Raw genomic sequence first — 15452 nt, 5'->3', positions numbered from 1 at the left:
ACACGAGGTATCGCCGCTTCGATCTCCGTTGACGGCAAACGGTGCGACCGCACCGGCGAACGCTGCGGAACGAAACCGTTGGCGGCCTCACTTCCGTTTTGCGGCATGGCAGTTGGCCACGCGTCGCTCGATCGTTTCCATCAATTTGCGTGCGGCGGGCGACGGATCTCTGCCCCGACTGGTCACGAAACCGATATCGCGCCACACCACCGGTTCGACCAGCGGAATCTTCGAAACGTCCGCCACCGTGAAGGCATCGAGCACCGTCATCAGCAGGGCGGTCACGCCCACCCGCATCTGGCAGCAGCGCATTCGGAATGCGTTGCCTCCGACTCAACGCCACAAAAACAAAAAACCCGCGAGCGCTAGGCTTCTCGCGGGCTTTCTTACCTTCATCGACTCGCACTGAAAGCGATCGTGGTGCCGGGGACCGGACTTGAACCGGCAAGCCTGTTAAGGCGGCGGATTTTCGTCACACTGCTTCTTTCAAAGCCGGCGTCGCGTGCGCGATACCGTTCGTGCGCTGGACTATGCCTTCACCGTCACGCGCGGGCATGACCACTGCCCGTGCGCCTTAGGCGCCCCCCGTCTAGTCTCTACACCTTCCTCGCGGATACCGCGAGGCTTGGCTCGGCGTTGCCTCGATGCGTGCATCAGGGGTTTCACCGAATTTGAAGGGTTCTGCACCGACCGTTTCCGACCGGGCACTCAATCGTTTAAGTCCGCTATGTTTACCAATTTCATCACCCCGGCAAGAGGGCGGACGCGATTCTACCATTGCTCGCGCCCCCCTTCCTCATTTGTTCCGTCGCAGATTGCCCGACCGGCGACGCGCTGCCACGGCAACGTCCCGAGACCGATCCGGTCCGGTGAAACATCGCCCCACACAACGGCACCGATGCTTCCCGCACGATCGGCCGCGCGTTCGATCGCGTGCGCCTTACATCCGGAAAATGAAAGGCTTCGATTTCGCCTGACATCCGCATGCGCGACCAACGCGGCCGATGGCCCGATTTCCGACGGAATTTCGATACGCAGGCGATTCGCCACATTGCGTTAAGCCCGCCTTAAGCAACGCCGTGATAGCCGATTCCGACGTTGCGAACGGCACGCCGCACGTTCGTGATTTTTTCACCGAAACGAAATATGTGCGCCTTAGCCTGACCCGCGCCCATGTAACCAGCGGTAATAGATCAACCCGATTCGGTCGGCACGAATCATTCGTTCAGGAAAACGAAATGTTTAGAAAGCCTCTGTTCATTGCGATGTCGGCATCGGTCTTTCTTGCGGCATGCGGCGGAGACGATGCGACCTCGACCCCCGGTATCGCACCGGCCAATACGGCGGCCGTGCCGAACACGGCCACCGCGTCCGGCTACGCGCTGTCCGTGTTCGCGAAAGCGCCGGTCTCCACCGACAAGCCCGACTCGATCGTCCAGTTCAACGACACCGTCTTCATCGGCTACCAGAAAGCCGGTGACGTCAAGGACGGCTCGGTCCCGGGACTGACCAACGATGTCGTGCAGTACGACCTGGGCGGCAACGCGCTCAAGACATACTCGGTGCCGGGGCACGTCGACGGCCTGATGGCGCGCGCCGACACCAACACGCTCTGGGCGATGGCCAACGAAGACGGCAATCCCGAGCTGACGATCATCGACCTCAAGGCCGGCACGCAGAAGACCTACGCGCCGACCGTCAATCCGACCGCGCACGGCGGCGGCTACGACGACATGCAACTGCTCAACGGCAACGTCTACGTGAGCGCGTCGAACCCGACGACGCCGGGCACCGCGCCGACGGTCGTCCAGCTCACGCTGAACGCCAACGGCACGACGTTCGACGTCGCCCCCGTACTGGCCGGCAACGCGCAGGCGACCGATCTGACGCCGTCGGTCGGCGGTTCACCCAATCCGACCTACAACCAGCCGGTCACGCTGGCCCTGACGGACCCGGATTCCGAAGCGATCGATACGGCCGGCGACCTCGTCCTCGACAGCCAGGCCGACGGCAAGCTGGTGTTCATCCACAATCCGGGCGCAAGCCAGAGTGTCAGCGTGCTGACGCTCACGCTCTTCAACGACAAGGACGGCCCCGTGTATCCGGTCGACGATACCCGCTGGGTGCCGGCACCCGGGCCGCAAAACAAGACCTTCATGTTGTTCACCGACGCAAACAACACGACGTACCGCGTCGATGCCGCATTCACCCAGGGCGACGCATACAGCGCCGGCCAGGGCCAGGTGATGAAGCTCGATCCGAAGACCGGCCACCTGACGCCGATCGCAACGAGCGTCGGCAACGCGTCGGCGCTTCAGGATCCGCACGGCATGCTGTTCGTCGCGCTGTAACGTCCGTCGGCGCTTGCGTACCGTCCGCCACCCGGGTCGACGGACGGTACGCGGGCCACGCGATTCGGGCGTCGCCGTTCTTCGCGCGCGCCCGCCCCACTACCGCGCAGGCATACACGCCTGCACCGATCCTTCGCCACAAACCGCGTCGCACGCCCCCACGACCCGCCGTTCCGCCGCTACAATCCACGCTTGGTTTCGCGAGCGCTTTCGTCATACGAGCCCGCGCGCGCTGTCCGATGTGCCCCCTTCACGCGTCATCGGCAGGTCACAAACGTTTTCGATAATTTTCCGGCCGAAAACGTTTACATCGCGCTACCACATGACCTCGACCATCAAGGACGTCGCTGCCCTCGCGGGCTTCTCGATCGCCACCGTCTCGCGCGCGATCAACGCGCCGCATACCGTCAGTCCCGCCACGCTGCAAACGATCCGCACCGCGATCGACACGCTGCAGTTCCGCCCGAGCCCGCTTGGCCGGCAACTGCGCGGCGAGCGCACGCGGCTCGTCGGCGTCGTCGTGCCGACGTTGTCGAACCCCGTGTTCGCCGACTGCCTGCAAGGCATCGACGAACTCGCGACCGCGGCCGGCTTCAAGCTGATCCTGATGACGACCGAATACGATGCGGCACGCGAGCGTCATGCGATCGAGACGCTGCGCGAGCAGCGCGTCGAAGGGCTGATCCTCACCGTCGCCGACGCGGACACGCACCCGCTGCTCGACATGCTCGACCGCGACGGCCCGCACTACGTGCTGATGCACAACGATACGCAGCGCCGCCCGTCGGTATCGGTCGACAACCGCAGCGCCGCCTACGACGGCGTGCGGATGCTGACCTCGCGCGGTCATCGTCGCGTGCTGATGCTGGCCGGCTCGCTCGCCGCGTCGGATCGGGCACGCCAGCGTCATCTCGGTTATGCGCAGGCGCTCGAGGAAAGCGGCGTCGCCACGCTGCCGCCGGTCGAAGTCGATTTCAACGCGCCCGAATTACCTGACGCCGTGCTTGCGCATCTCACCGCGCACGCGACGCGTCCGACCGCCCTCTTCTGCAGCAACGACCTGCTCGCGATGGTCGTGATGCGCGGCCTGCGCCGCGCGGGTTTCTCGATCCCGGACGACCTGTCGGTGCTCGGCTTCGACGGCATCGCGATCGGCGAACTGCTCGCACCGCCGCTCGCGAGCGTCGCGACGCCGAACCGCGACATCGGCCGCCACGCGTGGCGGCGTCTCGTCGAATGCATCGGCGGCGCAGCCATCGAACGCACGTCGCTGATCCTGCCGCACGTGGTGCGCGACGGCGCGACGGTCGCCCCGCCGGCCACCGACCTGCAATTGCGCCAGGCCTGAACCCGGGCGCCGCACCGCCCCGTACACAACACCACCACCCCAGCGCCTCACCCTCGCCCGGAGACCAACCGTGTCCTTTCGCCTGACCTCGCTGCTGCGTGCGCTTGCCGCGCCGCTCGCCTGCGCCGCGCTCATCGCCGGCGCGCCCGCCGCCCACGCCGACGAAACGGCGATCTGCTACAACTGCCCGCCCGAATGGGCCGACTGGGCCGCGCAGATCGCGGCGATCAAGCAGAAGACCGGCATCCGCGTGCCGTTCGACAACAAGAACTCGGGCCAGTCGATCGCGCAGCTGATCGCCGAGCAGAAGAGCCCGGTCGCCGACGTCGTCTATCTCGGCGTATCGTCGGCGTTCCAGGCGAAGGACAAGGGCGTGATCGCGCCGTACAAGCCCGCGCACTGGAACGACATTCCCGCGAACCTGAAGGACCCGCAAGGCTACTGGTTCGCGATCCACTCGGGCACGCTCGGCTTCTTCGTGAACAAGGACGCGCTCGACGGCAAGCCGGTGCCGCGCTCGTGGGCCGATCTGCTGAAGCCGGAATACAAGGGCATGGTCGGTTACCTCGATCCGTCGAGCGCGTTCGTCGGCTATGCGGGCGCGGTCGCCGTGAACCAGGCACTCGGCGGCAGCCTCGACAACTTCAAGCCGGCGCTCGACTGGTTCAGGAAGCTGAAAGCGAACGCGCCGATCGTGCCGAAGCAGACCGCGTATGCGCGCGTGCTGTCGGGCGAGATTCCGATCCTGCTCGACTACGACTTCGATGCTTACCGCGCGAAGTACAAGGACAACGCCAACGTCGAGTTCGTGATTCCGAAGGAGGGCACGATCGCGGTGCCGTACGTGATGAGTCTCGTGAAGGGTGCGCCGCACGACGCGAACGGCAAGAAGGTGCTCGACTTCGTGCTGTCCGACGAAGGCCAGAAGCTGTGGGCCAACGCATACCTGCGTCCGGTACGCGCACAGACGCTCGGCGCGGACATCGCGTCGAAGTTCCTGCCGGCGAGCGAATATGCCCGCGCGAAATCGGTCGACTTCGGCAAGATGGCGGCCGGCCAGCAGGCATTCGGCCAGCAGTACCTGCAGGTGATGCAGTAAGCGGCAGGACGCAACCGATGCTCGACCTGACTTTCCCGCTGCGCTGGCGCGTCACGCTCGTCGCGCCGGCGCTTGCGGTGTTCGCCGCGTTCTGGCTACTGCCGATGGCGGCGCTCGTGCAGGTGTCCGCCGACGGCGCGTTCTTCTCGCACTACGCGGCGCTGCTCGGCAATGCGCGCTACATGAAGAGCCTCGGCGAGACCGTCGCGCTGTCCGCGGGCGTCACGCTCGCGACGCTCGTGCTGTCGACGATCTCGGGCCTCCTGCTCGCGCGCCGCGAATTCGCGGGCAAGCGCGTGCTGCTCGCGCTGCTGACGTTTCCGCTTGCGTTCCCGGGGGTCGTCGTCGGCTTCATGGTCATCATGCTCGCCGGTCGGCAGGGGCTGATCGGCATGCTGTCCGCGAAGCTGACCGGCGACAAATGGGTATTCGCGTACTCGGTGGCCGGGCTCTTCATCGGCTACCTGTACTTCTCGATTCCGCGCGTGATCGTCACCGTGATCGCGGCCGCGTCGAAGCTCGACGCGTCGCTCGAGGAAGCCGCGCGCTCGCTCGGCGCATCGCCGTGGCGCATCTTCGTCGACATCGTGCTGCCCGCGCTCGCGCCGGGCCTGATCGCGGCGGGCGCAATCTGCTTCGCGACCGCGATGGGTGCGTTCGGCACCGCGTTCACGCTCGCCACCGACCTGAACGTGCTGCCGATGACGATCTATACCGAGTTCACGCTGAACGCGAACATCGCGACGGCGGCCGGCCTGTCGATCGTGCTCGGCATCGTCACCTGGGCCGTGCTCGCGCTCGCGCGCCGCTTCACCGGCCACACCGCCGCCGCCGCGGCCTGAGGATTCCCGCATGCAATCGCTTTCCGGCTCTTCCGCGCCGTCGCCTTCACCGGCTCCCGCTCCCGCCCAGGCGAACGGCGTCGCGCGCCGCGCGCCGCGCGTCACGGGCGCGCGCGCGATCGCCGCGCTGCAATGGGGCGTCACGCTGCTGCTGTGCGCGTTCCTGATCGTGCCTGTCGTGATGTCGGTACTCGCGGGCCTCACCGTCAACTACTTCCGCGGCCTGTCGAGCGGCCTCACGCTGCGCTGGCTCGAACAGGTGTGGCAGCAATATCACGGCTCGGTCGCGCTGTCGCTTTACGTCGCGTTCGCGACGCTCGCGATCGTGCTCGTCGTCGGCGTGCCGGCCGGCTATGCGCTCGCGCGCAGCAAGAGCCGCGTCGCGCGCGCGATCGAGGAAGCGCTCGTGCTGCCGGTCGCGCTGCCGGGCCTCGCGTCGGCGCTCGCGCTGCTGGTCGTGTACGGCGGCTTCACCGCGTTCCGGATGAGCCTGTGGTTCATCGTCGTCGGCCACGTCGTGTTCACGCTGCCGTTCATGGTGCGCGCGGTCGCGGCCGTCGCAGCCGGTGCCGACCTGCGCACGCTCGAGGAAGGTGCGGCGAGCCTCGGTGCGTCGTTCGTCACGCGCTTCGTCACGATCGTGCTGCCGAACCTGCGCCCCGGCATCGTCGCGGGTGCGCTCGCGGTGCTCACGCTGTCGATCGGCGAATTCAACCTCACGTGGATGCTGCACACGCCCGACACCAAGACCCTGCCCGTCGGGCTCGCCGATACGTATGCGTCGCTGCGCCTCGAAGTCGGCAGCGCGTACACGATCCTGTTCCTGCTGATGACGCTGCCGCTGCTCGTCGCGATGCAGTGGCTCGGCGTCGATCCGTCCGGCACGCGCGCGCTCAAGAAGCGGCCGCGCTGATTTTTCCGCAGACATGAAACTCGATTCCACTCCCATCACCCTGACCCGCTGCGCGAAGACGTTCCGCGGCACACGCGTGCTCGAACCGCTCGACCTGTCGATCGGCGCGGGCGAAACGCTCGTGCTGCTCGGGCCGTCCGGCTGCGGCAAGACGACGACGCTGCGCCTGATCGCGGGCCTTGACACACCGGACGCCGGCGGCACGATCGCGTTCGGCAATGACGACGTGACCCCGCTGCCGATCGAGCGCCGGCAGGTCGGCATGGTGTTCCAGAACTACGCGCTGTTTCCGAACCTGACGGTGCGCGGCAACGTCGGCTACGGGCTGAAGATCCGCAAGACCGAGCCGCGCGCGCTGCGCGAGCGCGTCGACGAGCTGCTCGCGATGATGCGGCTCGACGCGCATGCGGACAAGCCGATCGACCAGCTGTCGGGCGGCCAGCGCCAGCGCGTCGCGCTGGCCCGCGCGCTGGCGGTACGGCCGCGCGTGCTGCTGCTCGACGAGCCGCTGACCGCGCTCGACGCGAAGCTGCGCGACACGCTGCGGCGCGAAATGAATACGCTGCTGCGCGAACTCGGCGTGACGACGGTCTACGTGACGCACGACCAGGCCGAGGCGATGGAGCTCGGCGACCGGATCGTCGTGATGGGCGCGGGCCGCATCGAGCAGATCGGCACGCCGCGCGACATTTACTACCACCCGGCGAACCGCACGGTCGCGCAGTTCATCGGCACGCTGAACCGGCTTGCCGGGCAATGGCGCGACGGCACGCTGGTGACCACGGGCGGCGCGATCGCGACGCCGCACGCCGCCGACGAGTGGTTCTTCCGCCCCGAGGATGCGCAGCTCGCCGATCCCGCGCATGCGCCGCTACGCGGCGCGGTCAGTGCGTGCGCGTTCCTCGGCGAGCGCACGCGGCTCACGATCGAGCACGCGGCACCCGACGCCCTCGTGATCGACGTGCCGGGCCGCATCGCACTCGCACACGGTACGGCGGTCGGCCTCGCGATCGCACCGGAAGGGCTGATCGCGCTCGGTGCGTAACCCGTCATTCGGGCATCATTCATGCAGCACCCCACCGCGGCGCACGACGCCGCCGCGACAACAATCAGACGATTCCGAGGAACGACGATGCTGCTTGCTCAAATCAGCGATCTCCACATCAAGCGTCCGGGCCAGCTCGCGTACCGGCGCGTCGACACGGCGGCCGCGCTCGCGCGCTGCATCGCCAGGCTGAACGCGCTCGTGCCACGCCCCGACGCCGTGCTCGTCACCGGCGACCTGACCGACTTCGGCCATGATGAAGAGTACGACAACCTGCGCGGGCTGCTCGCGACGCTCGAGATTCCGTACTACCTGATGATCGGCAATCACGACGACCGCGCCGGGTTGCGCCGCGCGTTTGCCGATCGCGCCGAACTGCAGGACGGCGAATTCGTGCAGTACGCGCTCGACGTCGGCGCGGTGCGCGTGCTCGCGCTCGATTCGCAGGTCCCCGGCGCCAGCTACGGCGACCTGTGCGACGCACGGCTCGCCTGGCTCGCCGTGCAGCTCGACACCGCGCGCGACCGGCCGGTGATGGTCGCGCTGCATCACCCACCGTTCGTGTCGGGCATCGGCCACATGGACAAGCTGCGCCTCGCGCCCGCTGCTTCTGCGAAACTCGACGCGCTGCTGCGCGGTCATCCGAACGTCGAGCGCGTGCTGTGCGGCCACGTGCATCGCACGATGTTCACGCGCTTCGGCGGCACGCTCGCGTCCGCGGTGCCGTCGCCCGCGCATCAGGTCGCATTCGACCTGCGAACCGATGCGCCCTCCGCATTCCGGCTCGAACCGCCGGCGTTCGCGATCCATTGCCATGCGCCCGATACGGGGATGACGTCGCATCACGTGTATGTCGATGAAGGCGACGGGCCTTATCCGTTTTACGAACCGACGGGGGAGCTGGTCGACTGACATTGAAAACGGCAGGTCTCAGGATATCGCCCTCTGAACGCTCAGGGTGAATCGCATTCATCTCGCGTATCCGATAGAGCCTTGCCGCTGTTCGACATGTATTGCCTAATTGCCAGTGCCGTCGTCAGCATCGTTTTTTGTTTCCGGCAACGGATAGTTTCACGCTCACCCTGACAATCGGGCCATTTTTGGCCCGGTCGAGCCAAAAATGGCCCGATAAATTCTCTTTCTTTTCAATGGGTTGATTTTGATCGGGCCAAAAATGGCCCGATTTCCCCTCAAAAAAGACGATTTCTTTTGAGATTCGTGTTGCCAGATATCTGGTGGATGTCCCTCAAATACCCCTAACGCATTGATCCTGAAGGAATAGCGCGACAACGCGTGTGGATTGGCACGGCTATTGCATAAAGAGCCCATGCCATTCCGGCGCCAAGGCCCAACCGGCCTTTTCGACAATAACTTCAAGGAAGCAGCCAATGCCGACTCCCGCCTATATCAGCATCCAGGGCAAGACCCAGGGCAACATCACGCAGGGCGCCTTCACCGCCGACTCGGTGGGCAACGTGTACCAGGAAGGCCACGAAGACCAGATCCTGGTCCAGGAAATCGAACACCTGATCGCGACGCCGACCGATCCGCAGAGCGGCCAGCCGTCGGGCCAGCGCGTACACAAGCCGTTCACTTTCACCGCACCGCTGAACAAGGCCACGCCGCTGCTGTACCAGGCGCTGGCGGCGGGCGAGACGCTCCCGGAAGTGGAAGTGAAGTGGTATCGCACCTCTACTGAAGGCAAGCAGGAGCATTTCTTCACGACCAAGCTGGAAGACGCCACGATCGTCAATATCAACACCGCGCTGCCGCACGCGCAGGACCCCAGCAAGGCCGAGTACACCCAATTGGTGAAGGTCTCCATGGCGTACCGCAAGATCACCTGGACTCATGCGATCGCCGGTACCGAGGCTTCGGACGACTGGCGCAAGCCGCAGGAAGCCTAAGTTCGGACGATCCGAGCGACCGGTGCATACGCCGGTCGCTCGGCGCACGTGTAGATCGACGGCTCGATCATGGACCAGTAAGGAATGCTTATGATGATGTCACCCGACCTGGGTTTTACCTTCACTGCTGGCGACGAGTCGCTTGAGGTCGTCGAGTTCACGCTGCGTGAGGGGTTGTCCGAGACCTTTCGCTTGCAGGTTGAACTGGCCAGTGCCAATCCGGCCATCGACTTTGGACAGGTGCTCGATCGTAACGGCCTGTTCACGATCTGGCAGGGTGGCCAGCCCGTACGCTACGTGCATGGTGCAGTCTCGTCGTTCGTTCAGGGCGATACCGGTTTTCGACGTACTCGCTATTCGGCGGTGGTCGAGCCGCGCCTCGCACGGCTCAAGCTCTCCTCCGACTGGCGGATCTTCCAGACCCTGAGCGTGACCGAGATCGCAGTCGCCGTGCTCAAGGCCCATGGCCTGACGATGGACTACGAGCAACGCGCCACCAACGAACACTTCGCCCGCGAGTATTGCGTGCAGGCTGGTGATACCGACTACGACTTCGTCGAACGCATCCTGCGCGAGGAAGGTTTTTTCTACGCGTTCCAGCACGGCAAAGAGGGGCACCGGCTGATTCACTGCGATCGGCTGTTCATCTTCGGCCGTCTTGACGGCGAGCCGGTGATCTACAACCCGACGCCGGGCGGCGATCAGCCACAACCCAGCCTACGGACCTTCGCTTACACCGAGAACGTGCGCACCGCGCGCCAGGTGCAGCGCGACTACACGTTCAAGAATCCGCGCTTCAACCACGAGTACCCGCGTGACGGCACGGACCTAGATCATCAGGGTCGAGGCTACGCACGCTATGACTACCCGGGCCGATATAAACACGAAGCCAGCGGCAAGGCGTTCACTCACGATCGTCTGCGCGGCCACCGGCGCGATGCACGCGTGGCGTTCGTCAGTGGCGACGACGCGCGCTTGCAGCCGGGCATTGCTTTCGCGCTCACGGGCCACCCACGCGAGGACATGAACCGGAGTTGGCGTCCGGTGAGCCTGGTGCATCACGGCAAGCAACACACCAGTCAGGCGGAAGAAAGCGCCGACGCACAACACGGCACGTATTACGGATACGAAGCGGTACTGGTGCCGGACGATGCCGAATGGCGCGCCGAGCCGTTGCCGCACCCGCGTATCGAGGGCCCCCAGCCGGCGGTGGTCGTGGGCCCGGAGGGTGAAGAGATCTACACCGACGAGTACGGCCGAGTGAAGGCGCAGTTTCCGTGGGATCGTCAGGGCCGGCACGACGAGCACAGCTCCTGCTGGATCCGCGTCGCGCAGAACTGGGCGGGCGCGCTGTGGGGCCATATGGCGATCCCGCGCATTGGGCAAGAGGTGATCGTCGACTTCTTCGACGGTGATCCGGACCAACCGGTCATCACTGGTCGCACCTACAACCGCTTGCAGCTACCGCCGTACGAACTGCCGCGGCACAAGACGCGGATGACGATCAAGAGCCAGACGCACAAGGGCGAAGGGTTCAACGAGCTGCGTTTCGAGGACGAAGCAGGACAGGAAGAGATCTATGTCCACGCGCAGCGCGACCAGAACATCCACGTCAACCACGACGAAACCACCTTCGTCGGTCATGACCGCAGCGAGCAGGTCGAACACGACGAGACCATTGCGATCGGCAACGACCGCAAGGAGACGGTGGGGCACGACGAGCAGGTCGCGATCGGGCAAGACCGGCGGCACGACATCGGGCAGGACGACTTTCTGACCATCGGTCGCAACCACACGATCACGACGGGCAAGGACCGCACGGAAGAGGTGGGCAATAACCGCCGCGACAAGACGGCTGCCAACCACACTGTGGACATTGGGGGACACCTGAAGCAGCAGGTACAGGGCCGTATCGATGTCGAGGCCGGACAGACCATGACCACGCGAACCAAGGTCATCGAGCTACAGGCCGGCGACGTGTTCCGGCTGCGCGGCCCGGGCGGCACCATCACGCTGGACGATAGCGGAATTACCTTCAGTGCCGTGCTGACGCAATTCAATGGCCCGATGGCCGGCGGTGACGCTGGCCGTGGCAATCCGTTCGGTATCAATGGTCAACCGCAGCCTGAACAACCCATCGATCCCAACGAAGTCTCGCTCTCCGAGTAGAACCTGGAATCCTCCATGCTTATCAGCTTTCCCTTCCTGGGCACGCCTCAACCACGAATCGACGATGACAGGAACGACGGTACCTTCGGCCTCGGTGAAAAGAGTGGCAAAGGCAGTTTCCCCGTTAGCCATCAGTTCGGTTGGCATGGCGGTGTGCATCTGGTCGCGCCAGGCCCCGACGCGAATCCGGAACCGGTGCGCGCCATTGCCGACGGCGAGATCGTGTTTGCGCGTCCCTGCGCTGCCAAGCCGAAGCAGAACCCTACCGAGCAAGAGCGCGACGCTTACCCCTTGCTCTACTACGCGGGTTGGACCAGCAATGGTGTGGTGATCCTCAAGCACCAGACTGAAATCGGCGAGGGTGTCGAGGTCGTCTTCTATTCGATCTACCAGCACCTGAAGAGCGTGGCGATCAATTCGACCACCAAGGCTGCCTGGCAGAAAGGCGACAAGATCTATCGCAAAGACCCGATTGGCCAAGCAGGTGAGATTTACGGCAGGCCAAACCGCATCCATTTCGAAATCGTTGCGGACAAAGCGAACGTAGAGAAGCTGATGGGCCGCAGCGAAGGCAAGCTGCAAGCCTCCGAGGGACGACGCAACTGTGTCTGGGGCGACATTCATATCGTGTTGCCTGTTGGTACGCCGATGTACGCGGTCAACCCGCGTACCGAAACCAGGAACTACGTCGTGCGCGCCTTCGATTCCACGGTGGGGGCCACCAACGATACGCTTGAAAGTGTCGCGCAGCGCTTTCGGACAATGCCCGAGCGCATCCTGACGCTCAACGGCAAGACTGCAGCACAGGCTGGTACGTGGTGGCCGAGAGTTACCGGCGCATACCAGGCTGCCATGAAACCAGCTCCGCAATCTGGCAAGAAGGCGCCCCCTCCACCCACCGTTGCACAACGCACCATTCGCGTACCTGCGATCTATGGGGCCGCGGCCGCCACGCCGCCCGATGATCTGACCGCCGAAGCATGGGCGCAATGGACCGTACAGCCCATCGGTCAAACGAAGGAGGTGCTTAACATCTCGTTGAGCGAAGCGCGAGGCACCATCACCCTGACTACGCGCGATGCCAGTGGTCAGCGGCGCGCCACCATGCAGGAGGCTGAAGGTGCCTACAACCTCTACAAGACCGCGACAGACACCTACCCCGGATGCCCGAGTGCCGGCTACGAGATGTTGCGCTTCGGTCGAATCCTGGGGCCCGACACACCGGCTGCCACCGACCTGCATGAGGGCCGCCTGCCGCATTTCCGCAAGATTGCTATCGACGGTGGTGCCGCAGCTTACGTGGATCTCAATCGTATTGGCGTCAAGGTCTATAGCGACGCCGACTTCCCGCACTGGCTGGGCTGGACGTTTATCGATGACGATGCCGATGGCAACAGCCGTTGCGACTCAAGGCAGTTGCTCGACCTGATCGAGCCGATGTCGCCAACGCCCGATGTCGCCGTGATCGATGCTGCTACCCAATACCGCAATCGGCTGATCCTTGCCTACGCCAAAACGCAGACCGGTGAATTGCGAGATCGACTCACCTACTGTGTGGTCAGGATGCCCACCGAGTGGGCGCGCGACGATTTCGACAAGCGCTGGGGCTGGCTGAAAGGCACCGAAGGAGAGAGCGAGGTCGGCAACATCGTGTTTCCGATCTGCTTGGGGGAGCCTGCGTACGAGAGGCTCAAGCGACATCACCAGGCGTTGGCGTTTTGGGAGGAGGCGGTAGGGAATGGACTAAACCTGAAGGCAGAACACTATCATTTTCACCCGCTACGGTTTATCCGGGAATTCAAACGATGTGGTTGGATATCGATCGGTGATCTTGCGCGCATCTATCCCGACAGCAGATATCGAAAAGAAGAGACTCCTGATCCCGCGGCGTTGCGAGACCGCTACCGTAGTCACATAAACCGGACCCTGCAGAAATACTACATAGTAACCGGGGCTAGGTTGGCTCACTTTTTTGGACAGGGGGCAGTGGAGTCGCACAGTCTTGCTCGCATGGTAGAGGCGTCTTCAACCCATTTTTCGGCTAGCTTGCAGCCAGAGATCGGAGGTTATTATAAAAATCCAAAAGATAATTACTTCGATTATCTCGAAAACAGGAATGGGAACGTCGATCCGGGTGATGGGAAGAAGTTCAGAGGTAGAGGGATGAAGCAACTGACAGGGCGTGTGAACTATGCCAAATATTGGGTATATCGAGGTTGGCTGCGCGCGTCAAGTTTCGATAAATATTGGTGGGGAAACGCGAAGATGAGGCGGCCTCAAATATCAAATCCGGAGCTGCTCAGTGTGGTGCCATATAACTGCATTGATGCTGGCGGCTGGTACTGGACGGCAGGTTCGGCTCAAAACAAGTTCACGACGATAAACAACAAAATTTCGGAAACGGACATCTCTGATGCGGCTATTCGAACGGTGTCGATCGCAATTAATGGGGTGAATAAAAATGGCGAGCCAAATGCGCTCCCGGAGCGAATAGCCGAAACGCAGAGAATTTCAAAAATCACCATGGATTTTTCGTGATGACTGGATTCCCCATGCGCACAGCGGGAAGTTCGATGCTCATTTATTTATTTTTAATGTGCAGCAATGCATTTGCTGATACCATAGATATTGGCGACGGAATAATTCTGAAAATTCCACCCTATTTTAATTTGTCAAAAAGAGACGATGGATCCACTTGCGTTTCGGCAAAAGAAAAAAATCTTGATTTAACTATTTGCATAGATAAATCTAGCTTTACGCGTGCAGGTGAACGGTATGGGTTCTTTCGATACGACGAGCTCACTGAGGAAGGGAAAGGTCAAGTAGGGAAGCTTGATGGAAACCCCATGGTCTATGCTAGCGGTTCGTGGACGTACAAAACCTACCACTACAAATCAAGAGATTTCGATATTTTTGAAGCTGATGACGTTCTTTGCAACATTGGGGAGCCTACTCTGCCACATTCCTGCTACGCTGCGGTGCTTCGTCCTTCTGGCGTAAATTCGATCGGCGTTGCTGTATTTGCTTTTTCGGAAATGGCGAAGAATCGAGAAAGGAAGAGCCGGCTCGCAAGAATTCGCAAATTCATAAGTAATATCAATATTTACTGAGTGAGGACGTGGGTAAAGGCATCACGGAAGGTGCCTTCACCGCCGACTCGGCGGGCAACGTGTACCAGGACGGCCACGAAGACCAGATCCTGGTCCAGGAAATCGAACACCTGATCGCGACACCGACCGCCCCACAGAGCGGCCAGCCGGCCAGCGCGTACACATGCCGTTCACCTTCATCGCACCGCTGAACAAAACCACGCCGCTGCTGTACCAGGCGCTGGCGGCAGGCGAGATGCTCCCTGAAATAGAAGTGAAGTGGTATCGCACCTCCACCGAAGGCAAGCAGGAGCATTTCTTCACGACCAAGCTGGAAGGCGCCACGATCGTCAACATTAACACCGCGCTGCCGCATGCGCAGGCCCCCAGCAAGGCCGAGTACACCCTCTTGATGGAAAAATTAACATCAACACAAGAGTCGACAAAGCCAGGACAAACTACCCAACCGATGCTCAAGGAATCGATGCGGATGTTTTGAATGTGACGCTACAGGTTAATCGAGCAGCACCCCATCAAGACAGGAGAGTGATGTATTTTAAGTGCGCGCATAAGCACCTCAGTGACGATGCCTCTCAAACCCTCTCACACAACAGCTTGAGGCCATGAGTAAAAAAACATTTCCGCCAATTATTCTTGCGATTTTATTATTTTTTTTCGAAAGAGAGCGG

At 62.7% G+C, this 15452-nt stretch carries 12 protein-coding genes and 1 pseudogene; 12 read left to right on the top strand and 1 reads right to left on the bottom strand.

Features of this window, described 5'->3' with window-relative positions; genetic code table 11:
* Positions 1 to 87: 87 nt before the first annotated feature.
* Complete coding sequence (locus ACN8ZM_RS06370) at positions 88 to 285, bottom strand: hypothetical protein (RefSeq protein ID WP_420210785.1); 198 nt, start codon at positions 283 to 285, stop codon at positions 88 to 90.
* Positions 286 to 1238: 953 nt separating this feature from the next.
* Between ACN8ZM_RS06370 and ACN8ZM_RS06365 the strand changes: the two genes are divergently transcribed.
* The 12 genes and pseudogenes from ACN8ZM_RS06365 to tssD all read left to right on the top strand — a co-directional run bounded on the left by ACN8ZM_RS06365 (position 1239) and on the right by tssD (position 15262).
* A complete protein-coding gene (locus ACN8ZM_RS06365; RefSeq protein WP_420210784.1) occupies positions 1239 to 2351 on the top strand; it encodes a hypothetical protein in 1113 nt (370 codons plus the stop codon).
* 322 nt (positions 2352 to 2673) lie between these two features.
* Positions 2674 to 3699, top strand: a complete 1026-nt coding sequence (locus tag ACN8ZM_RS06360; RefSeq protein WP_420210783.1) for a substrate-binding domain-containing protein — start codon at positions 2674 to 2676, stop codon at positions 3697 to 3699.
* Between the two features lie 70 nt (positions 3700 to 3769).
* Positions 3770 to 4798 (top strand): ABC transporter substrate-binding protein, encoded by a 1029-nt coding sequence (locus ACN8ZM_RS06355; RefSeq protein WP_043182161.1) that lies wholly within the window; start codon positions 3770 to 3772, stop codon positions 4796 to 4798.
* Between the two features lie 17 nt (positions 4799 to 4815).
* Positions 4816 to 5640, top strand: coding sequence for an ABC transporter permease (locus ACN8ZM_RS06350; RefSeq protein ID WP_420210782.1), 825 nt, complete (start codon positions 4816 to 4818; stop codon positions 5638 to 5640).
* 10 nt (positions 5641 to 5650) lie between these two features.
* Positions 5651 to 6553: an ABC transporter permease gene (locus ACN8ZM_RS06345; protein ID WP_043182157.1), complete on the top strand. Its 903-nt coding sequence runs from the start codon at positions 5651 to 5653 to the stop codon at positions 6551 to 6553.
* Between the two features lie 13 nt (positions 6554 to 6566).
* Positions 6567 to 7598 carry an ABC transporter ATP-binding protein gene (locus tag ACN8ZM_RS06340; RefSeq protein ID WP_420210781.1) on the top strand — a complete coding sequence of 344 codons (1032 nt, stop codon included), beginning with the start codon at positions 6567 to 6569 and terminating at the stop codon, positions 7596 to 7598.
* Positions 7599 to 7685: 87 nt separating this feature from the next.
* Complete coding sequence (locus tag ACN8ZM_RS06335) at positions 7686 to 8510, top strand: phosphodiesterase (RefSeq protein ID WP_420210780.1); 825 nt, start codon at positions 7686 to 7688, stop codon at positions 8508 to 8510.
* 476 nt (positions 8511 to 8986) lie between these two features.
* Positions 8987 to 9505 (top strand): Hcp family type VI secretion system effector, encoded by a 519-nt coding sequence (locus ACN8ZM_RS06330; protein WP_089451102.1) that lies wholly within the window; start codon positions 8987 to 8989, stop codon positions 9503 to 9505.
* A 90-nt stretch (positions 9506 to 9595) separates the two neighbouring features.
* Positions 9596 to 11674, top strand: coding sequence for a type VI secretion system Vgr family protein (locus ACN8ZM_RS06325; protein ID WP_420210779.1), 2079 nt, complete (start codon positions 9596 to 9598; stop codon positions 11672 to 11674).
* A 15-nt stretch (positions 11675 to 11689) separates the two neighbouring features.
* The gene (locus tag ACN8ZM_RS06320; RefSeq protein WP_420210778.1) at positions 11690 to 14212 is read left to right on the top strand and encodes a peptidase M23; all 2523 of its coding nucleotides are present in this window, start codon (positions 11690 to 11692) and stop codon (positions 14210 to 14212) included.
* A complete protein-coding gene (locus tag ACN8ZM_RS06315) occupies positions 14212 to 14784 on the top strand; it encodes a hypothetical protein (protein WP_420210777.1) in 573 nt (190 codons plus the stop codon). Before ACN8ZM_RS06320 ends, ACN8ZM_RS06315 begins: the two co-directional genes overlap by 1 nt.
* 8 nt (positions 14785 to 14792) lie before the next feature.
* Positions 14793 to 15262: pseudogene (gene tssD, locus ACN8ZM_RS06310) on the top strand (type VI secretion system tube protein TssD).
* Positions 15263 to 15452: the final 190 nt, after the last annotated feature.

This window comes from Burkholderia aenigmatica (assembly GCF_048627025.1).
Lineage (GTDB): Bacteria > Pseudomonadota > Gammaproteobacteria > Burkholderiales > Burkholderiaceae > Burkholderia > Burkholderia aenigmatica.
Note: the sequence above shows the minus strand (reverse complement) of the source record. Positions and strands in the feature narration are given on the sequence as shown.

Coding starts and splice junctions, on each gene's coding strand:
- ACN8ZM_RS06365 (WP_420210784.1), top strand. CDS start 1,239: ATGTTTAGAAAGCCTCTGTTCATTGCGATGTCGGCATCGGTCTTTCTT.
- ACN8ZM_RS06360 (WP_420210783.1), top strand. CDS start 2,674: ATGACCTCGACCATCAAGGACGTCGCTGCCCTCGCGGGCTTCTCGATC.
- ACN8ZM_RS06350 (WP_420210782.1), top strand. CDS start 4,816: ATGCTCGACCTGACTTTCCCGCTGCGCTGGCGCGTCACGCTCGTCGCG.
- ACN8ZM_RS06345 (WP_043182157.1), top strand. CDS start 5,651: ATGCAATCGCTTTCCGGCTCTTCCGCGCCGTCGCCTTCACCGGCTCCC.
- ACN8ZM_RS06340 (WP_420210781.1), top strand. CDS start 6,567: ATGAAACTCGATTCCACTCCCATCACCCTGACCCGCTGCGCGAAGACG.
- ACN8ZM_RS06335 (WP_420210780.1), top strand. CDS start 7,686: ATGCTGCTTGCTCAAATCAGCGATCTCCACATCAAGCGTCCGGGCCAG.
- ACN8ZM_RS06330 (WP_089451102.1), top strand. CDS start 8,987: ATGCCGACTCCCGCCTATATCAGCATCCAGGGCAAGACCCAGGGCAAC.
- ACN8ZM_RS06325 (WP_420210779.1), top strand. CDS start 9,596: ATGATGATGTCACCCGACCTGGGTTTTACCTTCACTGCTGGCGACGAG.
- ACN8ZM_RS06320 (WP_420210778.1), top strand. CDS start 11,690: ATGCTTATCAGCTTTCCCTTCCTGGGCACGCCTCAACCACGAATCGAC.
- ACN8ZM_RS06315 (WP_420210777.1), top strand. CDS start 14,212: ATGACTGGATTCCCCATGCGCACAGCGGGAAGTTCGATGCTCATTTAT.